The organism is Parabacteroides sp. PF5-9 (genome assembly GCF_029893105.1).
GTDB lineage: Bacteria > Bacteroidota > Bacteroidia > Bacteroidales > Tannerellaceae > JARXWG01.
Genome location: NZ_JARXWG010000034.1, coordinates 1 through 23,378 on the forward strand (window position 1 = coordinate 1; position 23,378 = coordinate 23,378).

Genomic DNA, 23,378 nt, shown 5'->3' on the forward strand with positions numbered 1-23,378 from the left:
CAAAATGACAACCTTGTTAGGGATGAGTTTTGGTTGTGTCAACTTTTATAGTAAACAGTGACGAAATGTGACAACCAATTTTAGGATAAGTCATTCGACAATTGTGAAACGATCGTTTGACAATTGTGAAATGATCGTTTGACAGTTATAGAATGATCGTTCGACAATTGTCAAACGAATTTTTGTTTGGAGTCGATGGACAATTAGCTAAGTTTGACCTTTTATAGTACCCCTGAGCAGAATCGAACTGCTATCTAATGTTTAGGAAACACTTGTTCTATCCGTTGAACTACAAGGGCAATTTTTGGAGAGACAAAAGTAAGCGGTTTTCTGTAAACGGACAAACATTTGAAAGCGAAAGGTAGGGGAGTGTCTGATAAAAATGTGGTAGACAGATGTGTGATAAGGGGATCGGATATCTTAGGAGTTGTTGATTTTTGTTGCTCCTGATTATTTTTGTTTATTTGCAATCCATTAAAAACGATAAAATGGGAAATACGATTTCTTCCGTCTGTGTCTATTGTGCGTCAAGTACAAAAATCAATCCGGTTTATTTTGAGGCAGCGACTACGCTTGGGCGGTTATTGGGAGAGCGAAGAGTACGGGTGGTGAACGGTGCCGGATCGATTGGTTTGATGCGTGCTGTCGCTGACGCTGCACTTGAAGCCGGTGGCACGGTTACGGGGGTGATTCCTCGTTTTATGGTAGAACAGGGCTGGCATTATGCGGAATTAACGGAGTTGATAGAGGTGGAGAGTATGCATGAGCGTAAACAGCTGATGGCAACGTTGTCGGATGCGGTGATAGCGCTGCCCGGCGGTTGCGGAACGATGGAGGAACTGTTGGAAATTATTACCTGGAAGCAGCTCGGACTTTATCTGAATCCGATTGTCATACTGAATAGCAATCAGTACTACGATCCTTTATTGCGGATGCTTGATGTGGCGATTGATGAGCAGTTTATGCGGCCACAGCATAAACAGATGTGGCATGTGGTCTCTTCACCGGAAGAGGCGGTCGAATTGATTCATTCGACACCTGTCTGGGATAGTGGTTATGGCAAGTTTGCGGCCATTTGAACAGCTGTTTATATACAGATTATTTGTAAATAATCCTTTTCAGTTGGTCTATATGAAACCGGAGTGTTGTCAGGTAAGGTTTCATCGTATGATGATAGATAACGGCTTTCGATTGTATGTCGCTGATGTCGCTTGCTTTTGTTGTTGCTTCCTGTATCTTTTTTGTATTGTGCTGTATTCCTGAAACATGCCCTTTTATGTCCTCAATAATTTGTACTTCTTCGGAAAAGACAGACTCAGCCTCTTCGGGTGCATAAACCGTACTGGCTTGTAATAAGGTATCTATCAGATGTTGTTGATAAACGCCTGCCATCGGTATAAGCTGTAGAGCCGTTTGATTATAGAGCGATTGGATTTCGGCCTCCAACAGGCATACTTCGGTTTCCCATTCGTTGTTACAGGTATTTACTGTTGTAAGAGCGGTGACGGGTCTGTTGTTCCCGAAAAGAATAGCTGTTATTTTCTCAAACCAGCCTGTCATCCATGACTTTGTGACTAAGGCCTCTTCCTGACTAAATTTTATTGTTGTCATACTGTTTTTGCTCGATATGTTGTATTTGTTAAACTGATATTTTCTTGTTTTTTGTTGCGATTTATTTGATATCTGTTATATTTTATCGCTATTTTCATGCAAATATAAACAAAACGATGCTGATAAGCGGATGTTTGCTTGTCATTTTAGGATTATTTAATACGTAAAACGACAAAATGACATCAAAATGCAAACTTGACCTTGCAAAAAGAAGGCATATTGATAATTTAACCTTGCATTATTGTGTGAAAAATCGATCTGAATTAACGCTTTAATTATCGATATGTCTATTGTTCTTAGGACAAAGAAAATCACAACGGGCTGTATTTGGTGTTGTTTTTATCGCCAAAAAGAAAAAAAGGGTGATAAAGACGAAAATTGATACAAGGATAAATATGTCGCGTAAAACCTTTATCTACTTATATTTTGTTATTATGAGGAAAAGGTCTTAATTTGTTATCGTTTAAAATATCATAGAACCATGAAGTCAGACATAGAGATAGCAAGAGCCGTGCCTCTTCGTAAAATAAAGGAAGTAGCGACAGATTTAGGTATTCCTCGCGAAGAAGTTCAGAACTATGGAAAATATATCGCAAAAATACCCCTTCGTTTGATTGATGAAGGAGCGATAAAAAAACATCATCTGATATTGGTGACTGCCATTACGCCGACAAAGGCTGGGATTGGCAAGACCACGGTGTCGATTGGTTTGGCATTGGGGTTGAATCGTATCGGGAAAAAAGCGGTTGTCGCTTTACGTGAGCCATCACTTGGCCCGGTATTCGGCATGAAAGGTGGAGCGGCAGGAGGAGGATATGCCCAGGTATTGCCCATGGAAAATATCAATCTGCATTTTACCGGCGATTTTCATGCGATCACATCTGCTCATAATACGATTACAGCTTTATTGGATAACTATATTTATCAGACAAGGGACAGTTGTGAGGGTTTGAAAGAGATCAAGTGGAAGCGTGTCTTGGATGTGAACGACCGTAGTTTGCGGAATATTGTATCCGGACTTGGAGGTCAAGCGAATGGTATTCCGACTGAAACAGGTTTTGATATTACACCTGCCTCTGAAATAATGGCAATTCTTTGCTTGGCTACTGATCTGGATGATTTGAAAAGAAGGATCGGGAATATATTGTTGGGGTATACGTATAATGACGAACCTTTTACAGTCAAGGATCTGGGAATAGCAGGTGCCATAACTGTCTTGTTGAAAGATGCCTTGCATCCGAATCTTGTTCAGACAACGGAAAATACGGCTGCATTTGTGCATGGTGGACCGTTTGCAAATATTGCTCACGGATGTAATTCGATATTGGCTACTAAAATGGCGCTCACCTATGGTGATTATGTGATTACCGAAGCCGGATTTGGTGCGGATCTTGGTGCAGAGAAATTCTTTAATATCAAATGTCGGAAGGCAGGGCTTTCTCCTCAGTTAACAGTTATAGTTGCAACGGCTCAAAGTTTGAAATTACATGGAGGAGTCGCTGAAAAACGGATAAAAGAACCCAACCTCAAAGGCATTGAAAGCGGATTGGCTAATCTGGATAAACATATTGATAATATGAAAACGTTTGGTCAACAGGTGATTGTTACTTTTAACCGGTTTGAGACCGATACGGAGGAGGAAATAGCACTTGTGGCGCAACATTGCCGTCAACGTGGAGTTGGATTTGTGGTCAACAACGTTTTTGCGGAAGGCGGAAACGGTGGAAAAGAATTAGCAGAATTGGTGGTGGATACTATTGAAAAGAATCCTTCAGGTTCGCTGAGATATACCTATGAAAATGAAGATTCGGTTAAAGATAAAATAAGTAAGGTGTCGGAAAAGATTTACGGTGCATCCTCTGTTGTTTATACGACTTTGGCCGAAAAGAAACTCAAACAGATAGAAAGTCTGGGCATTTCACATTATCCTATTTGTATTGCTAAGACGCAGTATTCCTTTTCTTCCGATCCGAAAGCGTATGGAGTAGCAAAAGGTTTTGAACTCAAGGTCAGGGATATAATCATTAATAATGGCGCAGAAATGATTGTGATTATCATGGGTGAAATTATGCGAATGCCAGGCTTACCCAAAGATCCACAGGCCAAAAAGATCGATATTGTGGATGGAGAAATAGAAGGATTAAGTTAGTTAATGCTTAAAAATGGCAGAAAATAAGAAAAAAAAGGGTGGTTTTGTGAATAAAGTATTATCTTTGTATCCATTGAAAATGATACTCAGTATCAGAGTTATTGCTTCGTGATGTAAAGAGACGTTGTGTGTGAAGAAATAGGTGTTAATGAATTGTTTTTATTTTTTTTTGATTTTACCGTTTGTAAGCAATAGGTTCTGTTCGTGATTTTCGACCGTGGTGAAGTGTCTTTTTGATGCGTTTTATAAGACGGAGTGATCTCTTTGCTTATAAAACAGAAACAGTATAATACACAATTAGATAGTTATGAGTGATCTTGTTTGCCGACAAAATCAGCTTTCCTGTTTCCATTGTAAAGAGGAAGAAAAACCGGCCATCGAGAAGATGCATTTTAACCGAGGAGAAGAATGGAAAGGAGTAATCGCTGAAAGTGAATTGATTTTCGTTTTAGAAGGTGCATTTGTGATTTCTTACGACCGTTATTTAAATCTTGAGATACCTGCAGGGACGTTTTTTTTACTACCCTCCGGATGTCAATATACAGCTCAGCCTTTAGCGGATATTTCAGTACTTGTTTTCCGTTTGCGGGAGCAGGTGCAGTTTTGTGAGCGTTTTTCATTAGAGATACTCAACCGGAAGAAAACGGAAATTGTCAATCAGGAAAATGTATTAGAGATTAAAGAAGGGCTTACTGGCTTTCTTTCTACCCTTGAAACATACATTTCAAATGGTACACATTGCCCATTTTTTCTACAGCTTAAAGTCAAAGAACTGCTCTATCTGTTGGGCACATTTTATTCCAATTATAGTTTAGCACTCTGCTTCCGTTCGCTTCTTAGTGGGAATTTTGGTTTTTCAGATTTTGTGCTTAAGAACTACCATAAGACAATAACGGTTAAAGAGTTGTCGGAGTTGTCCAGCTATAGCCAAGCGGGGTTTGAAAAAGAGTTCAGACGCGTATTTGGAATGTCTGCCAGTCGCTGGTTGAGGGAAAAGAAGAACAATCTGCTTTATCACGACTTGAATACAACAGAGAAAACATTTAAGGAAATCGCATTTGAATATGGATTTTTCTCATTGTCGCAGTTTAATGACTATTGCAAGAAGCATTTTGGCCTACCTCCCGGTAAAATCCGTAAAAGAAGTTCTTTTGAAGGTATAAATGTGTTAGCAGAAACCTTATAATTGTGAAAAACAAGGTTGAAATAATGAATAAAATACTAGGAGATAGTTCTATTTTTGCGAACAAGATATAATCGAATTATTTCAGAATAGGCGTATTCTGAACAAAATACGTTATAATCCACAATTTCTAAGCCATTTTCGCTATGTTCATAAAGCGGGAATGGCTTTTTTTATATTTGCCTTGTCTCTTTCTTTTGTTCAACTACAGGCATATACATATCTCATTATTGTTGATATTTTAATACCTTTGATGTTCGAAAGAACTAAACGTATTTGATGATGATACAAAAGGAATTGATCAGCGATTTGAAAATCAAATGGGATCGTATGCAAGAAGCTATGCGGCAACAAGATGTCGATGGCTGTTTATTGACCATAGATGTGAATTTATATTACACAACAGGCCGGGTGTTTAACGGCTATTTTTATTTGCCGGCAACAGGAGAGCCTTATTTTTTCGTCAAACGACCGAACGGTTTATCCGGTGACCGGGTTTTCTACATCCGTAAACCCGAGCAATTACCGGAATTATTCCGTGAGAACCGGTTGGCTATGCCTGAAAAACTGTTGCTTGAAGCCGATGAATTATCTTATACCGACTATATGCGGTTGCAAACTGTTTTTCAGGCGAAGGAAACAGGTAATGCCACAACGTTGATGCGCCAATTGCGTCAGGTAAAAACACCGTGGGAAATCAGTCAATTTCGCTATTCTGCCGTAAAACATGCAGAGACTTATGCATACGTAAAAGGTTGTTATCGTCCGGGTATAACCGACCTGGAGTTTCAATCAGCCATCGAGCAGGTGATGCGTCGGAATGGGTCAATGGGTATCTTTCGAACGTATGGTGCCAATATGGATATTTATATGGGGAGTGTATTGGCCGGTGAGAATGCCGAAACACCATCACCTTTTGATTTTGCTTTAGGAGGAGGAGGGATGAACCTCTCTTGTCCGATCGGAGCGAATGGAACCCTTTTGAAGGAGGGTACTACGGTAATGGTTGATATGGCCGGGAACTATACCGCATATATAACCGATATGACGAGGGTTTTTTCGATAGGTCGGCTAACGGATTTAGCCTATCACGCTCATCAAACCTCTTTAAAGATCCAGAGAGAAATAGAAAAAATAGCCCGGCCGGGTACTATCTGTAGTGAACTGTATCATCTCGCGATCGAAATAGTAGAAAAAGAAGGTTTAACTTCCTACTTTATGGGAACAAAACAACAGGCCAAATTTATCGGACACGGTATTGGTATTCAGATCAATGAATTGCCTGTTTTAGCACCCCGCTCAAAAAAGGTGTTGGAACCCAATATGGTTTTTGCTTTAGAACCTAAGTTTGTTATACCCGGTGTCGGAGCGGTAGGTATTGAAAACAGTTTTCTGGTGACTGATACCGGATTAGAAAAACTGACCCACTTTGAAGAAGATATTATCGACCTGAAAGGATGATATAAACGCTACACAACAGTTAAATCTAATAAATAATCACACGATGAAAAAGACAAATTCATTATTACTGCTTTTAGTCATTGCGTTAGCATTAGGACTGGCCTATGTATTGATCCCTAAAAAAGGATCTGTAGCTGGTGAAGTTAAACCCGTTAAAAACCTGATTGTTCTGATTCCCGACGGGACATCATTGCCTGTCGTATCGATTGCCCGCTGGGCACAGTGGTATTCCGATCCGTCTAAGCCGGATCTGGCGATCGACCCTTACCTGTGTGGAACGGTCACAACCTTTTCCTCGAATGCACCTATTGGTGACTCGGCACCTACAACCTCTTGTTATATGACGGGTTATCCTAGCCGTACAGGGCATGTCTCTACTTATCCGGAGGCTGATGGGGCAAATGATATTTACCCGATGGATCCTTCCCGAGCCTATCAACCGTTGACTACTGTTTTAGAGGCCGCCAAAATTGTTCAAAATAAAGCGACCGGATTGGTATTCACTTGTGAGTTCCCGCATGCTACTCCGGCGGATTGTTCGGCACATAGTTATAATCGCAGCAAATACGATTGGATTGCTCCACAAATGGCTCATAATAATATTGATGTTGTGATAGGAGGGGGCGTGTCGTTACTTCCTCAGGAAAGTGAAGACTATTTGTTGGCCAACGGTTATACCTTATATAAGGACAACCTGCAAGGGATGCGATCGGACAGCAATTCTAAAATGTGGGCATTATATGGCAGTCGCGCCATGGATTATGATCTTGACCGTGACCCGAATGAACAACCCTCTATCGAAGAGATGACACGTACCGCGATTGAAAAATTAGCAAAGAACCCGAATGGCTTTTTCCTGATGGTCGAAGGGAGTAAAGTCGACTGGGCGGCTCACGCAAATGATCCGGTCGGGATGGTGTCCGATTTCCTGGCTTTTGACCGCGCCTGTCAGGCAGCCTTTGAATTTGCCCGTCAAAATGGAGAAACAGCTGTTGTTGTTCTTCCCGATCACGGGAATAGCGGGATCAGTTTAGGGAAATATGAATGTACCGGCTATGACAAACTGACCAAAGAACAATTATTCCATCCCTTCTCACAGTTTAAACTGACCGCCGAAGGTTTTGCCAAAATGGTAAATAGTAAACCTTATTCGGAAGTGCAGGATATTTTCAGAACATATGCCGGTTTCGAACTTTCTAAAGAAGAATTGGCGGCGTTGAATCATTGTAAAGATTATGCGAATAGTCCTGTACCGGTAGAGAAACGTTCTTCCGAAGGAATTGCTCCATCTTTATATAGTGGCTCTCTAACCTCTTTTATGGCCAAATTGATGACCTCCAAGACCTGTTTTGGTTTCACCACAGGCGGACATACCGGTGAAGAGGTATTTCTGGCTGCTTATCATCCGGATAACAACTCGCTTCCTATCGGTCGCCGGACGAATATCGAACTGAATCATTACCTCTGTGCCGTATTGGGCTTAACAGGGAAATTGGACGAACTGAATGATCAGTTATTTGCCAAGCATACCGATGTCTTTAAAGGGTATACCTGTGAGATTGTTCCGGGTTCGGATAGGAAAGAATCCCCGACTTTAGTTGTTAAAAACACGACGAACCAGGAGAAACAATTAACCATCCGTCCGTTCACCAACATCATTCAATCCGGAAGTAATGGTGAAAAGATTCAACTTAATTCGGTCATTGTATATGTGGATAAGAACGAAACATTCTATTTGCCGACCGACTTAGTTCGGTATTTACAATAAGCGGTATATATAATAGAAAAAAAGAGAAGGGGCAGCCCCTTCTCTTTTTTTTACAACATAAGATGTAACATCTTATTTTAATGTGATTACTTCCGAGAATTCAGATTCTACAGAGTAGTATGTCACCTTTAGTTTATACTTTGTAACGTTACCAAACTTAGGCATACGGAAAGAAAGATGGTCTATTCCATTTATAAGTTGCCAAGACTGATCTCCTAAATACATTACCGGCAAGTACATATTTGATCCGTCGACTACCTGTGCATAGAAGACAATGGCGGATCCGAGTCTTTTACCTGTAAGCGTTACCGTTTCACCGACTGCAGGATTTGTGTTGCTAATAGACAATATTTGCGGGCGTGTAGGATTTTTCCTTATGTCTATAATATCCACATTCTTCGATATCACACCATCAATAATAACAGTACAGTTGTAGGATTTTGATTCTTCCAATTGGTTTAAACCTTCCACACGGATAATATCTTTATCACCGGAACGATATACTGTTCCTTTCAAATAAAAGGTCTTAGCACCCAGTTCCATCATCTCATCTCTGTCGGTAAAGCGTATTGTCGCTTTTGTCTCTTTCTGTGGGGTGAAATTCTCACCGACAATAAACAGATCGTCTGTTGCTGGATCCAGCCTAGATGTAGAGACGAACGATACGGTCGGATAGACATCTGTCAGTTCTATTTTTTCAGGATAGATAATAGCCTCTTCAATATAACTATTATAATACGACACCTTTAGGTCGTATTCACCTACAGGCAGGTCTTTGTCAACAGTCATACGTATAAACGACGGGGTGTATTTCCAGATCGAGCATTTTGTTTCTTTACCATTGCCGTCGATAAGAAAGACATTCATACTCTCTTCTTTCTCTGCAAAAGTACCGATAATATCGAGGATCTGAGCAGCCCGTACTTTGGTTGTGCTGATAGAATCTATCCGGAAGTCAAAAGGCACTTGTACCACTTGTACGGTATAGGTCTTTTTAAATTCTTTGTTCTCAGATGTCACCACATATTCCACCGGATTGGTAAAATCTGTTTCCACGCCCAGGCTGGGGTGTATTGTTGCCCCTTCCGAGATTTCGGCATCCGGTATCAGGCGTGTCAGGTCGGCTTGATGAGGAACCAAAACGGTGATCTTCGTCCTGTCATTAAAAGAGAAAGTGCCTTCGCGTCCAAGAATAAAGAACTTGTTAATAAAGCAATCTGTATGAAAGAACTGCGCCGTAGCGGTATATACCTGTTTAGAGCCATCTTCGGCAGTGACGGTGTATTTTACCGGGTTACTAAAATCGACAAGATCCTCGGATGCAGGAGAGATTGTTGCTTTGTCGGAGATCTCGATATAAGGGCGTACTTCTGTAATATCGGGATACGACGACAGATCGATCGTAATCGTTTTATCACTTTCGTTGATCACTCCGGTTGATCCAATTACTGAATATTTCAGTATTTTTTTCTCCGAACTTTTTATAATTTCCGGGTCTTTGTCATCTCCACTACATGAGATGTGCAGCGTTAATAATGCCAACAATGGCAAGAAAAGTGTTTTGTAATGCATAATTGTATAGTTGTTATTTGTGTTTGTAGCGTTTGATAATGTCTTGAATTTTAAAACGGCTACCTTAATTGGTGGCGCAAGATATAAAAAAAATGAATTTGTCGCATTGCGCAGTGAACGAATCCAAACAAAAACCATCACGTGGCTGTCGGTTTTTTTGAAATAAACGAACACTTTTTTGTTAGAGGTACCTCTAAATTATTTTACACCTACCTCTAAATAGATTTAGACGTACCTCTAAATTCGTTTAGACGTACCTCTAACAGAAAATAGAGGTAGGTGTAACAAAAAAGGGATCAGCAAACTGCTTTTATTTCTATAGGATGATGTAGAAAAAAGGATGTATACATTTTATTTTCTTAACCTTGTGATTATTTTCATTTTTTTCGATGTATAGATTAGACAGAGGATCTGTTTACGTAGTACGATTTGAAAAAATAAATCAGAAAAACCAATGGTTGCAGATAAAGAGACCTTTTTACAGCTTTTAGAAGAAAACAAAGGGATTATTTTCAGTATATGCCGTTCGTATTGTACTGAGAAAGAGGATATCGATGATTTGGCGCAAGAGATCATCTATAATCTGTGGAAAGCTTTCACGAACTATACACCTACCTCCTGTAAGTTTACCACCTGGATGTATCGTGTCGCTTTAAATGTGGCGATCTCTTTTTATAGGAAAGAGATTCGGTCGTTGCAGTTTAACGCCTTTTCTGAAGATCTGATCGTATACGACGATGATTTTGAACGCTCTACGGAGAGTGACCAACGGTTGAATCTGTTGTACCAGTTTATACATGGGTTGAATGAGATCGATAAATCGATCATGTTGCTTTATCTGGATGACAAGAGTTACAAAGAGATTGCTGACATAGTAGGTATTACAGAGACGAATGTCGCCACAAAGATTAATCGCATAAAGAAAAAAATGAAATCAAAATTTTAAAAATCAGTTTAGTTATGGAAATCAATGAACTAAAGTTAATCTGGCAAGAGCAGAATGAGAAATTGGAGAAGCTGTTGAAGCTGAACACGCAAACGCTTCATCAGATACAGATTCAAAAAGTCAGATCGCCACTTCGCTCTTTGTACTGGCAGCGGATTTTTGAAATAACATCTCATGCGATCGCTTTACTCTTGTTGGTGTTGTTTCTCTGTTATAATCTGTTCTCGTTTGCATATGCCATCTCTGCTTTGGTACTTATCGTATTCTATACGTATCTGTTTTTTAACTGTTTGAGTCAGATAAAACGACTCCGCAGTATCGATTCGGACAATGATATTCTGACTATGCAGCGCGCACTGATGCAGATACAGACTTATTTGATCAAGTTCCATCGACTGACAATACTCTTTATCCCGGCATTTCTTTCTTATCCGGTCGTTCTTTCAAAAGCATTTAAAGATCTGCATATTACTGTGTTTGGCGATTTTGATATCCTAAAACTAACCAATGGGTCTTGGTGGTATGTGGAACTTGTGACACTGGTTGTAATGATCCCTTTGGGTGTATGGTATTATAACCAGCTATCGGTAAAACATAGTCATAAGGCGTGGGTTAGGCGGATTATAGACCGGGTAACCAGCTTGCGTGTCAAAAAGGCACTCCAATTTTTAGATGAGCTGGAACATATAGAGGAGTAAATACCGATATATAAAGAGACTGTCTCAAAATCGAAGTGTATTTCTTAGACTTTGAGACAGTCGTCCTATATTATACCCGGTTTGCGGGGGAGTGTTATTTCAACTCTTTTACCCGTATATTCCGGAATTTAACCGGTGAGCCATGTCCCAAAAAGCCGATATGTCCTTTGGGGTTGAATAAGCCCGGGTGTTCTTTTTTATCAGGGGTACCGTTTTTAACCGCATCACGGATATTGCCATCCAGAATGACTTCGCCGTTTAAGGTGATTTTTATCTGGTCACCGTTGGCGATAACTTCTTGATAGTTCCATTCGCCTGTCGGTTTGAGGAATCCTCGTTTGGCAGGGATAATGCCGTAAACAGAACCGTGATACTGATAGATCTGCAAATCTTTATAAACCGGATGTTCACTGTCGAGGATCTGCAGTTCCATACCGACATAGGCTGCATCGCCTTCCATCGGTGTACGGATTCCCAGTCCGTTGTTCGCAGCTGGGGTCAATTGAAATTCAAAACGGAAGATAAAATTACCATACTCGTTTTTCGTATACAAATTGCCTCCTGAACCTTTGCTTGGAACCAGAGAGATAGTACCGTCTTCCATGGTGTAGTCAACCGTATTTCCAGTCCACTCATGCATATTGGTTCCGTCAAAGAGGATTTTGAATCCTTCTTTAGCCTCTTCTGCCGATAATTTGAACGGTTCTTCTTGTTCCAACTCCTTAATGTATAAGTTGCGGTAATAGACTTTACTGCCATGAGCCTGTAATTCGATCTGCTCGATAGGGAAGATTGGCAGTGAACGATCCCAATAGTTTTCAAGGATAACATTGTCGGTCACTAACTCGCCATTGAGAACAACGGTTACCCGGTCGCCTACCATTTTAATATACATGGTATTCCATTCGCCCAATTTGTTATCGGCAACTTTCAACGGTTTGCTTTCGTGTACCTTATTGTTGTACAACCCACCTGAGCCTACCTGAGCACCTACTCTTACCCGTGCAGTGTCCCACATCTGTACTTGTGGTGTTCCACGCAGATAAATCCCGGCATCAGCCTCTTTCCCAGAGGGGTCTAACAACCAGTCGACATACATTTCAAAGTCGCCATACTGTTTAACAGTACACAGGTTATCGTATCCTGTCCCGTCGAAAACAAGGCATCCGTCTTCCACTTTCCAGTCTTTACGCATCTGTTCGTCGGCTTTAACCTGTGCTTTGGCCAATTGCGACTGTGTCATTTTGGCTCGTTTGATCGGATTCTCAACTAAACCTTTCCAGCCGGTCAGGTCTTTGCCATTGAACATCGAAACAAAACCTTCAATGGCAGGCATCTCATCGAGGTATTTCCTGATCGCTTCCCGTTGATATTGTGCATCCGGATTATCAAGCACCTGTGATACTTTGGTTAACAACGTTTTGACATTATCACCTGCATATTCCGGATGAGCGAGGGCGATATTTCTTACTGCGTTAGCTGCCGCTTGTTGCAGCGGTTTTTGATCGAGGAATTCTCCGGCATACATCATAGCCAGGAAAGTTCCGGTTCGTTCAATCCGTCTGAGGATATTATTTTTCTGATCATCTGTTTTTGCAATTTCCATCGCTTTACGCAGGAAGGTCATTCGGTTGTCGGGTGTTAACGAAGGCTGAGATACCAAGCCGATATACGCTGTCAACGCACGATCAAAATAGGCTGCAGCCGACGGATCTTTGGCAACTGCATATAGTTCATCGGCAATTTCCGGACCTTTCCAACTCATTAGCGCTTCGAATGCCTGGTCTTTAGCTGATCCTGTTCCATTCTTAAATCCGTCTACAATCGTTTTTAGCGCTTCTTTTTCTGTGGTTGCCGCCAGAGGAACGTAATAGAGCGATTTCTTGTCCGAACTGGCTTGTAACATCCGACGGTTAATAGTGAACCATTGATTGGCCGGTGTCTGAGAGGCTACGGAAGCAATAATCGCTTGTTGTATCGGAGAGATCGCAGCTGTTTCTGCTGTTTCCAGCATACCGCTTAATTGGATAAAGTCTTTTTCCGAAACCACATCTTTTAGACCTTGATATGCAGCCGCTTTCACATCAGCAGAAGCCGACTTGGTCTGTTCTAAAACAACGTTGAGGTGTTTGTCGGCCTTACGGATAGCCAACAGTTTTAATGCTGCCACTTTTCCGGCGTCGGTCGCGTTAGGTATCGCCCGGGTAACAGCTAAATTGATATCCCCTTTGAAAGCGGTTAACGCTTCTTCTCCGAGTTTCACCACTTGCGGATCATTATTTGTCAATAAGTCGGCCAATGCCGGAATAACTGCCGGATCTCCGATTTTCACCAACGCCCATGCGGCAGCCTGTTTTACTTCAAACTCAGTACTCTTCAACTGGTCGGTAAACAGTTGCCGGGCAGGCAGGTCGAAACGTATCTCCAGATTTTTAATGATGTTCTGTTTTTCCGGACAACTGCTTTCACGTCCCATCCAGTTGAGTACATCAACTTTCAGCGGAGTTTTTGCTTTGACCATGGTTTTCATCACCTCTACATACATTGCTTGATCGGCATACCCGGAAGCAAAATTCAATGCTGCGTTCCGGTATTCTTTGCAGTCATCTTTCAAGGCGTTCAATAACAGTTTTGTTTTATTGGGATTCAATTCCATTAATACCTCTAATGCTGCAATGCGAGAGTGTGTTTTTTCTGCTTTGGTTGCTTTTTTCAACAGATTATTGGCTTCTTTTTCTGCCTCTTTGGCATCTCCCAAAGTAGCGACTCTATTGATTAATGCAATATAGGCTTCGTTTGCTCCGGTTTTATCCGGTGCGAAGTTGACCTTTTCAGCTGCTGTAGCCAACTCTTTGAAGGATGCTTTTGTACCGATCCGTCCCAAGGTGTACAACGCTACTTTCTGCATATTTTCATCTCCGTTGCTGAGCATTCCTTTGATCAGATCTTCTGGTACTTCCATTTGTGCTTCACCGATCGCCAGAATAATATCCTGTTGTGTTTTAGGCGTGCCCATACGACGCATTAAAGCCGATTGCATCGCCTGTTTGGCTTTTGCTGTATTGATATTAGCCAAAGCACGGGCAGAGGGGCCACTCAGGCTCTCATGCGTAAGGTATTTTGCCAGGGCGTCCACACTTTCGTCTCCGCCCATAATCTGAAGTTCCCGGATCAGAAACGCTTTGGTTTCCCGTTCGGTGACTCTGTCTAATGCTTTCGCATATGCTTGAGCCACATTCGTGCGTATCGTTTCATTCCCTTTAACAACAATCAGGCTCACATAATTAGCTAATCCGCTCAGGGCATAATCCGTCAACGAATTATCACCTTTCCCGGGCGCATTGATCATCTCTACCAACATATCCACTCCCGCATCACCGGTTGAAACCAGATCGGAGATCATCTTATTGTAATCCGCTTGTTTTTCCGCCGGCATCTGTGCCAATACATCAGCCACAACGGTTGTTGATGTCCGGTTTTGCTGTGCTTGTATCATAAAAGATAGACCAAACAACAAAACCCCTATTCGTATAATAGTATATATCTTTCTCATAATCGATTATTTGTCTGTATAAATTAAATTGTCAATTGTTCAAATGTTCCAAGGTGCTCTCATCGGTTGGTCGATCAAACGATTGGCAGCTTCGTCATTGATGAATTCCAATTTGACCGGATCAAAATGAAGCGTTCGGTTGAGACGGAGCGCTACTGCACCCATATTGACCACTGTTGCCGAACGGAAACCATACCGTTCGTTCAGCGCAAACGGTTGACGGGTTTTTACCGATTCGATAAAATCCGTCACCTGAGGTTCCGGTTCGGGGAAGTCGGCCAACTTCTTTTCCCAGTTCGGGATATCACAGACAAAATTCTTATACACATTTCCATTAGGCCCGGATATATAAGGGGTATTCGGATCGCCGTAGTCACCTCCCCAAAGAACGATCTGGCAACCGTCTTCATAGGTATAGGTGATCGAACGCCAGGTACCTACGGCATCGGGATGTTGTTGTGGTGCATCGACTTCCACCTTCACCGGACTGGTATGATCCTTGCCCAGGAAGTACTGTACGGGATCGATATAATGCTGTCCCATATCCCCCAGACCTCCACCGTCATAATCCCAGTATCCCCGGAATGTCTGGTGTACGCGATGTGCGTTATACGGCCGGTAAGGAGCAGGACCCAGCCAGAGGTCGTAATCCAGTTCAGACGGCACAGTCTGTGGTTCGAGATACTCTTTACCTACCCAGAAGAACTTCCAGTCGAATCCGGTATGCTTACTGATAGTTACTTTCAACGGCCAACCTAACAAACCGCTTTGTACCAGTTTTTTCAATGGTTTGACAGGCGTACCTAAGCCATAGAAGTTATCGGTAAAACGGAACCAGGTATTCAAACGGAACATACGTCCATATTGCTTAACAGCTTCCATAACCCTTTTCCCTTCACCAATCGTGCGGGTCATTGGCTTTTCGCACCAGATATCTTTTCCGGCTTTAGCCGCTTCCACCGACATGATCCCATGCCAATGGGGAGGGGTAGCGATGTGTACAATGTCGACATTGGGGTCAAGGATCAATTCTCTGAAATCGTGGTAAGCAGCAATTTTGTCTTTCACCAGTTGTTTACCGAGTTCCAGGTGTTTTTTGTCGACATCGCAGACTGCAACAAGCCGTGTTCCGGCATAATTCACATGACCACGACCCATTCCACCGGTACCGATAATCCCTTTGGTTAGTTGATCACTGGGGGCAAGAAATCCGTTTCCAAGGACATGACGGGGAACGATCGTCAAAGCAGCCATTCCCCCGAGAGTTTTCAGGAAAGTTCTTCTGTTTGTTCTCATAGTACTATTATAAAGTTAATGATAAATATCAAGGTTCCGGCAAAGATAATCAGAATCTCTTCTATTTTAAAAAAGAGTCTTGTTTCTCTTTGAATTTTTTTCTGAAAAAATAATCCAGAAATAAAAGGAATAAACAACAAATACCGATAAACCCGTAGAATGAGAAATAGATCACCGAGGGCAACTGTATGGAGATTTTAGGTATCCCATGGAAAATGAGGGCCATTATGGCTAATGCGATCATGCAAACAGAAGCTATAAGGACAGCGATAAAGCCGAATCGTTCATTGCGTTTTTTAAGGCGTACAGTTTCAGCCATCACTTGTTGCATAACAGCCGAACGGAAATCAGCAGGCAGCTGCTTTTCAGGTAATTGCTTGAAAAGCTGTTTCATTAAATCGTTTGATCTCTGTTTTTTATTCATGATTCATCCTCTCCTATATTCTTTAATAACACAAATAACTTTTTGCGTATACGGTACAGTTTCGTTTTTACATTCGAAACAGTCAGTTCCGCGATCGAAGCAATCTCTTCCGTCGATTTTTGTTGCATATAGTACAATAGAATAAGTGCCCGTTCGTCGGGGGGCAATAAGGCTAATGCAGATTCGAGTTGTTCAACCTGTTCGTTAGCATCTGTCTGGTTCAATGCCTCTGCGATATCATTTTCTGATGCATTATTGATCAGTTGTTCATCAATCGCCAGAAACTCATACCTCTTCTTACGCATTTCCGAGACGGCCGTGTTGTAGGCGATCCGGTATATCCAGGTCGAAAAACTACTATCCCCCTTGAAAGACGACAGGTTTTTAAACACTTTCAGAAAAACATCCTGTGCCAGTTCTTCGGCATCCTCCCGATTCTGGACAATTCGGACAATCAACGTGTACACTTGCAGACTATATTTATCCAACAGACAGGCAAAACATGCCGTATCGCCCGCTTGTATCCTCTGAATATAGTATGTATCGGTATACAATTCCATCTTTCTATACATATGGACGCAAACCGGGCCATCAGGTTACAGCTTACCAAACAAAAATACAATTATTTTTCTCGCTCTAAAGTGTAACCTGTGAAATACTTCTGCGTCAAAAGAGCAAATGAATAATTATTAACACTTAAAAAATAGAACGTATGATGGATTTTATTTTAGTTCCACTGGTTGTTGGAATCGTATGTGCCGGAATTTATGGCCTGTTTGAATTGTTTGCACGCCGGAAAGAACGTATGGCAATCATTGAAAAGATCGGAGACAAATTGGATGCTTCGGCTTTTGAAGGAAAATTAGGTTTGCCTAATTATATCTCCAAATTGAACTTCAGCGGTTTGAAGATCGGATGTCTGATGGCCGGTATCGGTTTAGGTTTGTTGGTCGGATTTATTATTAATATGTCGTTGACCCCTACGCTGAATAGCTATGATGATCATTGGCTTCGTAATGAAATGGTAGGGGTAGCCTATGGCGCTTCTGTCCTGTTATTTGGAGGACTCGGTTTATTGCTTGCTTTTATTGTGGAATTAAATATGGCAAAGAAGAATAAGTAAGACTTGTTCAAAAGGGAGAGAAGGTGAAGATCTCCTCTCCCCTAACCCCTCTTACTCTTCCTCTACCCCATTCACCATCTTATTGAAATCACGTAAACGCATAAAATTGGCTTTCCCCATCATACTCTTTAAGCGTGGGGATGGTAAAAAGGTGACGGTTTTTATACGTACTTTTTTCGGCTTTAACGCCTCAGTCTCTGTGACCACCTCGCTGGTGATCGAGGCTTCAAACAGTCCGAGTTCACCCATCCGGATCCGGTTGCCGGAGAGCAACTCCAGTTCGAATTCGTTGATCAATGCTTCGATCACTCCTTTGACATCACTGCCTGATACAGAACATTTCTCAGAGATCCGTTTACACAAATCATTGGTGTCGATGGTTGTACCTGCGGTTTTGGCAGCAAAAAATCCTGTTTTCTCTTTTCCCGGTATGCGACATACCATTTTGCGCGGTTTGTAAATAATCATAGTTTGTCTTGTTTTAAATTGATTAATCGGTTTTCGGGGATAAATATAATCGTTTTTTTGAAAGTACCATACTCTTTTTCAGAGGCACCTACCTCTGTTTTTTGTTAGAGGTACGTCTAAAATAATTTAGAGGTACGTGTAAATCCGTTTAGAGGTACGTCTAAACAAATTTAGAGGTACGTCTAACAGAAAAGTGTTCGAAACAATGTTTGAAAGAGCGGGTGAAGGATTGGAAAAATGGAGGAGTGAGTTCTAAGGACCGATAACAAAAGTAATATCATATGTTTCCCCGGCAAGTAGTGAAACGGTTCCGGGAGGATAGATCAGATCCTTGATTAAGGCTGTTTTTGACTCCAGTTCAATGGCAGTTATCCGGTGTTCATCCGTCAGTGTTACCGGTTTGACAATAGCTTGTCTCCCATATATGACATAATCGAGATCGGATAAACCATGAAGAATGTATTGGGGACTATCCATTTCGGATTTAGATGAAAGATTGGATGAAAGGCATACTATCATAATGCGGATTTCCAATAAAACATTAGATCGTTTCAATTTTCCCAATTTTATCTTTTCTCCGTGAAGTACATTTCGGATAGTCCCTTCATGAATATCTTTTTCGGGAGTCCCTTCCGCATCAGGGGTAAACAGTATGCTAAAGTCATGCGTTTCCCCATCTAAATCGTTCCATGTAAAAGGAGTATTTGGGTAGAGTGTTGTGCCATCCCAGCGAAAAGTACCTGTTTGATCCTTACTTGTTAAAGCAAGTTCACCGGATCCGAATTCGCTTAAGTCAATCTCTACTTCGATAGGGTCGGATAATAACTTATCGGTATCGTCTTTACAACTGCAAACTGCCAAAAGAAGAGTAATAGAGATGAATAGATAACTGATTCTTTTCATGATTGTATCCTTTTATTTTAGTATTTACTCTCAATTACAATAAACAAAAGTAGGAAAAAGATGATGCAGTTGTTTCTAAAGAGCACCGGATTGGAGTATGAAGTAACCCGTAGTCTTCAACGAACACTACGGGTTTAAAAAATAGCTGTCAGTTTATCTCTGTTGCTGTCATAGCAGCTTACAGCAGATTCGATGCCAATTCCGACAATTCGCTTCGTTCTCCTTTGATCAGGTTGACATGGGCAAAGAGTTCCTGTCCTTTCATTTTGTCGATCATATAGGCCAGTCCATTGCTTTGTGCATCCAGGTAAGGTGAGTCGATCTGCTGGATGTCACCGGTAAAGATCATTTTGGTTCCTTCTCCGGCACGGGTGATAATCGTCTTGATCTCGTGTGGGGTGAGGTTCTGTGCTTCGTCGATAATACAGAAAGTTTCCGACAGGCTTCGTCCACGGATAAAAGCAAGCGCTTCGATAACCAGTTTGTTCTCTTTCTGCATCTCATCGATCCGTTTCACCTCATTGCTTCCCGGTGTATACTGCGCCTTGATCACGTTGAGGTTATCAAAGAGCGGTTGCATATAAGGCGCCACTTTCTGTTTCTCATCGCCCGGCAGGAAGCCGATATCTTTATTGGCCAATGAAACGATCGGACGCGCCAGTAAGATTTGTTTATACATTTCGGCTTGTTTCATGGCAGAGGCTAAAGCGAGAAGGGTTTTCCCTGTCCCTGCTTTTCCGGTGATTCCAACGAGTTTTACATCCGGATCATTCAATATTTCGAAAGCAAAACTTTGTTCGGCATTCCGTGGCTGGATGCCATAATTATTTCCTTTTTCAACTTTTTTGATCTTGTCGGTAAACGGATTGTACCGGGCCAATACCGAATTGCGAACGCTCTTAAGAATAAAACATTCGTTCGGGTCAAGTTTGGTTTTTATCTCCAGGAGGTCGGCATCAACTCCATCGTGGGAAGCGTATATTTTATCAATCAGATCCGGATCGATATTCTCATACGTCTCTTGCGCCCGTTCAAAGATGTCTACATTGATGACCTTATCAGTAATATAATCTTCCACTTCTATACCCAACGCACGGGCTTTCATCCGGAGGTTGATATCTTTGGTGACTAAAATGGTTTTCGTCTTACTCTTTTTGTTTTTCTCTTTATCCGCAATCCACAATGTGCAGGATAAAATCCGGTTGTCTGCTGTTTTCTCAGGAAAAGAGAGTGTGACTTGTTCCTGGTATTTGTCGCCGGTTACAATATACAACGTACCTTTTCCCGGGCCTAATGAGGCGCCTTTCAGAAAGAGATCGTTGCTGGTCAATAAATCCAGTTCGCGCACAAACTCACGGGCATTATAGTTAATCTGGTCACTTCCTCTTTTAAACTTATCCAATTCTTCCAATACAACAATCGGAAGATAGATATCATTTTCTTGAAAGTTATCAATACATTTATAATCGTGTAAGATCACGTTTGTGTCTAATACGAAATTTTTCTTCGTTCCCATCGTCTTTCGTTTTAATGATTATCGTGTGAAAGATAGAAACAATTCCCGTAACTTGTGAATGACGCTCCTTAAAATATTTCTTAGAAGCCATATAATTCAGTATTTGGAATAGATATATTCTTGTCAATAAGGGAAGTCAGAAGTTGAAAGTGATGATCATTAGAATGACTGAATCACATGAATCACCCAAAAACAATCTATTGCCCGAATCGTGAGGTATCTACTTTGTCATGTCTCTTTTCTTTATAACCGCCGAATTTATAGACGAATGAGAGTTTGACATAACTGAGGTCATTCAGTTTATTCAACTGACTCCATTGGTTCTCTATGTTGACTTTCGCCGTGGGATAACCTGAACGGAAAATGTCATTGGCATTTAAAGTCAACGAAGCCCGTTCTTCGAGGAATGTCCATTTAAGTCCGGCAGAGACGGTGTACAAGCTTCCAAGGTCGTATACTCCTTGTGTGGCTCCGGAAGTGACATATTGACCGTCAATTGTTAGTTTTAGATTGGGTCGGTTGGACAGGTTAAATGTGTTGTTCATAAAAAATGCACCCACCGTTCCTTTTTGGTTAAATGTCATATTGTGGAAATGATCGCTTTTTTCCTGCATGCGGAAGACATTGGCTGTAATACGGCTATCCCAGAACGATCCGACACGGAATGGAATAATTGCGGCAAAACCGGTCTTCATACTATAATCGATATTTTCATAGCGGAATACGTTTTTCAGTTCATTCTCGCTTTGATAAGGGAGTTGAACGAAATAGTCGGGTTCATACTCACAAAACAGTAAGAAGGTATATTTCTGTTTGAATATGTAAACTAATTGTCCTTCGTAAGAGCGCGAAGGTTTTAATTCGGGATTACCTACGACTTCCGAATATGAGTTTAACGGAACAGACTGTGGGCTTAAGCTCCAGTAACCGGGATATGTTTTATCGCTGCTGAGATTGAATTGGAGGATGTGCAGTGGTGAAAACATATAGTTTAAAGAGGCGGTAGGGAAGAAAGCCCATTCATCCCATAATGTCCGTTTTTCGTCCGGGGAGGTATATTCGGATTTGAAATACTCGGTTTTTAACCCGATTGTTGCGGAGAAGTGTGATCCGAAACGATGGGATACTTCTGCAAAGACATTCCCGCTATATTCTTTCTGGGTATTATCTTCTGTCAATTCGGGGGCTGGGATATATCCGTTTCCTTTATTATATGCGTATTCAATATAATTATCTGAAGAGGTATATCCTCCATTGAGACCATAATTTAAAGATAATCCGCTTTTAAATGTATATGTATGGTTCATAAAAGCAGTCCATCTGGCAATGTCTTGTTTACTGGTGGTCTGCATATCGATTTGATCTCCAGTATTGCTTTTGTCCAGGAAGTGCCTGTCGTCGGGTGAGTGATATCCGGTATAGTCGATTCCGGCCATAAGCCCTTTATGACTGTTGTATTGAAGCCGGGCGTTGTGTAAGGCGGATGTCTCTGATCCTTTGGAGAGACTCTCATTCGTTGTGGCAGGATTGTTTTCGGGTGTGAAAATAGTTTGAGCACCACGTTTGTAATCTGTTTTATCTGCATTGATATAATAGGATCCTGATAATTTGTCTTCGTTTGCAAAAGTATAATCCATTCCGACCCGCATTGTTCCTCTTCTTGCGTCGGACGACATGCGTCCATCCTGATGGATTTCGGTCACTTTATTATTCAGCGTATGACGGGCTTGTATTTCTTCACCGCCAAATCCTCTCCATTTTCCTCCGTCGGCGAGAAAATCGATATTCAGGCGGGGTGATGAATAGAGTAAGTTGAGGTGGGCGTCTCCCGCGGCATAATGTTTTTGTGTATAATCTACTCCAGCTTCTCCCTGGATGGAGGGTGTATCTGTCGGGTTGTCTTCGAGGATAATATTAATTAAAGCGCCTTTTACATTGTAGCGAGCGGGGGCATTGTACATTACTTCTGCTTTTTTTACCCGGTCGGCAGGCATACTTTTAAGTAATTGAATGAGTTGGTCGAGCGACATACCTGTCAACTGGCCGTTTATAATGATATGCAGGTTGCCGGTGCCTACTAACTGGATGGATTCTTCGCGCGGCATAACTCCGGGAAGTTCTTTTATGACTTCAAATGCGTTGGTGACGGTTTTGTTTTTGATGAGTTGGGGTACATCGTAACTGAGTTTGCCGTTTTCTACACGCACCTGCGGACGTTCTCCTTTGACTGTGATTTCATCCAACAGATAGTCTTTGGAAGCGAGTTGAACCACTCCAATCTCCGCAGAAGCTACATCAAGTTGCTTTGTTTCATACAATATATGTTGAAATAGGAGACGATACGCCTGGTCTGTAGTCTGGGAGAATTGAAATTGTCCAAGCGTATCGCTCACTATTGCGTCTATAAAAAGTGAATCGGTTGTTTGTAATATGATGGCAACACCATCAATGGGCTGTTGCTGACTGTCGGTTACAACACCACGAATAGATTGTGCATAGGATGATATGGTGTTACCTAAAAGAAGGATGCATAAGATGTAGTAGAATCTGTTCATTGTACTTTTTTTGAAGTTTCTCTCAGCAAAGGAAAACGATTTGAAAAACAAACTGTGTTATCACTCCCTTATGAAGTGTTATTTAGTCTTATCATCCGGTGTATTTTTGCAGGAGTTGTTAGGTTCGCTTTCGAAGCCGTTGTATTTTTGCT

18 protein-coding genes and 1 tRNA gene are annotated in these 23,378 nt (G+C 41.6%); 8 read left to right on the forward strand and 11 right to left on the reverse strand.

Annotation, left to right across the window (positions count from 1 at the left end; all coding sequences use genetic code 11):
- Positions 1-227: 227 nt before the first annotated feature.
- A tRNA-Arg gene (locus tag M2135_RS14795) sits at positions 228-299 on the reverse strand.
- A gap of 189 nt (positions 300-488) precedes the next feature.
- On the opposite strand from M2135_RS14795, the gene M2135_RS14800 reads away from it, so the two are divergent.
- The gene (locus M2135_RS14800) at positions 489-1,079 is read left to right on the forward strand and encodes a TIGR00730 family Rossman fold protein (RefSeq protein WP_280749303.1); all 591 of its coding nucleotides are present in this window, start codon (positions 489-491) and stop codon (positions 1,077-1,079) included.
- A gap of 19 nt (positions 1,080-1,098) precedes the next feature.
- Here the strand turns inward: M2135_RS14800 and M2135_RS14805 are convergent, their stop codons facing one another.
- Positions 1,099-1,611 (reverse strand): glutamine synthetase, encoded by a 513-nt coding sequence (locus tag M2135_RS14805; RefSeq protein WP_280749304.1) that lies wholly within the window; start codon positions 1,609-1,611, stop codon positions 1,099-1,101.
- Positions 1,612-2,092: 481 nt separating this feature from the next.
- On the opposite strand from M2135_RS14805, the gene M2135_RS14810 reads away from it, so the two are divergent.
- The 4 genes from M2135_RS14810 (at position 2,093) to M2135_RS14825 (ending at position 8,172) form a co-directional block, all read left to right on the forward strand.
- Positions 2,093-3,760, forward strand: a complete 1,668-nt coding sequence (locus M2135_RS14810; RefSeq protein WP_280749305.1) for a formate--tetrahydrofolate ligase — start codon at positions 2,093-2,095, stop codon at positions 3,758-3,760.
- A 307-nt stretch (positions 3,761-4,067) separates the two neighbouring features.
- A complete protein-coding gene (locus tag M2135_RS14815) occupies positions 4,068-4,946 on the forward strand; it encodes an AraC family transcriptional regulator (RefSeq protein WP_280749306.1) in 879 nt (292 codons plus the stop codon).
- A 279-nt stretch (positions 4,947-5,225) separates the two neighbouring features.
- The gene (locus tag M2135_RS14820) at positions 5,226-6,404 is read left to right on the forward strand and encodes a Xaa-Pro peptidase family protein (RefSeq protein WP_280749332.1); all 1,179 of its coding nucleotides are present in this window, start codon (positions 5,226-5,228) and stop codon (positions 6,402-6,404) included.
- Between the two features lie 43 nt (positions 6,405-6,447).
- Complete coding sequence (locus M2135_RS14825) at positions 6,448-8,172, forward strand: alkaline phosphatase (protein WP_280749307.1); 1,725 nt, start codon at positions 6,448-6,450, stop codon at positions 8,170-8,172.
- A 72-nt stretch (positions 8,173-8,244) separates the two neighbouring features.
- Here M2135_RS14825 and M2135_RS14830 read toward each other — a convergent pair whose 3' ends face one another.
- The gene (locus tag M2135_RS14830) at positions 8,245-9,744 is read right to left on the reverse strand and encodes a DUF5018 domain-containing protein (RefSeq protein WP_280749308.1); all 1,500 of its coding nucleotides are present in this window, start codon (positions 9,742-9,744) and stop codon (positions 8,245-8,247) included.
- Positions 9,745-10,198: 454 nt separating this feature from the next.
- Here M2135_RS14830 and M2135_RS14835 point away from each other — a divergent pair, with 454 nt between their 5' ends.
- Positions 10,199-10,690 (forward strand): sigma-70 family RNA polymerase sigma factor, encoded by a 492-nt coding sequence (locus tag M2135_RS14835; RefSeq protein WP_280749309.1) that lies wholly within the window; start codon positions 10,199-10,201, stop codon positions 10,688-10,690.
- Positions 10,691-10,704: 14 nt separating this feature from the next.
- A complete protein-coding gene (locus M2135_RS14840; protein ID WP_280749310.1) occupies positions 10,705-11,388 on the forward strand; it encodes a hypothetical protein in 684 nt (227 codons plus the stop codon).
- Between the two features lie 94 nt (positions 11,389-11,482).
- On the opposite strand, the gene M2135_RS14845 is transcribed toward M2135_RS14840, so the two are convergent.
- The 4 genes from M2135_RS14845 to M2135_RS14860 form a co-directional block, all read right to left on the reverse strand.
- A complete protein-coding gene (locus tag M2135_RS14845; protein WP_280749311.1) occupies positions 11,483-14,941 on the reverse strand; it encodes a DUF1080 domain-containing protein in 3,459 nt (1,152 codons plus the stop codon).
- Positions 14,942-14,980: 39 nt separating this feature from the next.
- The gene (locus M2135_RS14850; RefSeq protein WP_280749312.1) at positions 14,981-16,237 is read right to left on the reverse strand and encodes a Gfo/Idh/MocA family oxidoreductase; all 1,257 of its coding nucleotides are present in this window, start codon (positions 16,235-16,237) and stop codon (positions 14,981-14,983) included.
- A gap of 61 nt (positions 16,238-16,298) precedes the next feature.
- Complete coding sequence (locus tag M2135_RS14855) at positions 16,299-16,631, reverse strand: hypothetical protein (protein ID WP_280749313.1); 333 nt, start codon at positions 16,629-16,631, stop codon at positions 16,299-16,301.
- Positions 16,632-16,657: 26 nt separating this feature from the next.
- The gene (locus tag M2135_RS14860; RefSeq protein WP_280749314.1) at positions 16,658-17,221 is read right to left on the reverse strand and encodes a sigma-70 family RNA polymerase sigma factor; all 564 of its coding nucleotides are present in this window, start codon (positions 17,219-17,221) and stop codon (positions 16,658-16,660) included.
- Positions 17,222-17,373: 152 nt separating this feature from the next.
- Between M2135_RS14860 and M2135_RS14865 the strand changes: the two genes are divergently transcribed.
- Complete coding sequence (locus M2135_RS14865) at positions 17,374-17,784, forward strand: DUF6249 domain-containing protein (RefSeq protein ID WP_280749315.1); 411 nt, start codon at positions 17,374-17,376, stop codon at positions 17,782-17,784.
- Between the two features lie 51 nt (positions 17,785-17,835).
- Here M2135_RS14865 and M2135_RS14870 read toward each other — a convergent pair whose 3' ends face one another.
- From M2135_RS14870 to M2135_RS14885, 4 genes are all read right to left on the reverse strand, one after another.
- Positions 17,836-18,252, reverse strand: coding sequence for an HU family DNA-binding protein (locus M2135_RS14870; protein WP_280749316.1), 417 nt, complete (start codon positions 18,250-18,252; stop codon positions 17,836-17,838).
- Positions 18,253-18,504: 252 nt separating this feature from the next.
- A complete protein-coding gene (locus M2135_RS14875) occupies positions 18,505-19,155 on the reverse strand; it encodes a hypothetical protein (protein WP_280749317.1) in 651 nt (216 codons plus the stop codon).
- A 178-nt stretch (positions 19,156-19,333) separates the two neighbouring features.
- The gene (locus tag M2135_RS14880) at positions 19,334-20,671 is read right to left on the reverse strand and encodes a PhoH family protein (RefSeq protein WP_280749318.1); all 1,338 of its coding nucleotides are present in this window, start codon (positions 20,669-20,671) and stop codon (positions 19,334-19,336) included.
- 197 nt (positions 20,672-20,868) lie between these two features.
- Complete coding sequence (locus M2135_RS14885; protein ID WP_280749319.1) at positions 20,869-23,226, reverse strand: outer membrane beta-barrel family protein; 2,358 nt, start codon at positions 23,224-23,226, stop codon at positions 20,869-20,871.
- Positions 23,227-23,378: the final 152 nt, after the last annotated feature.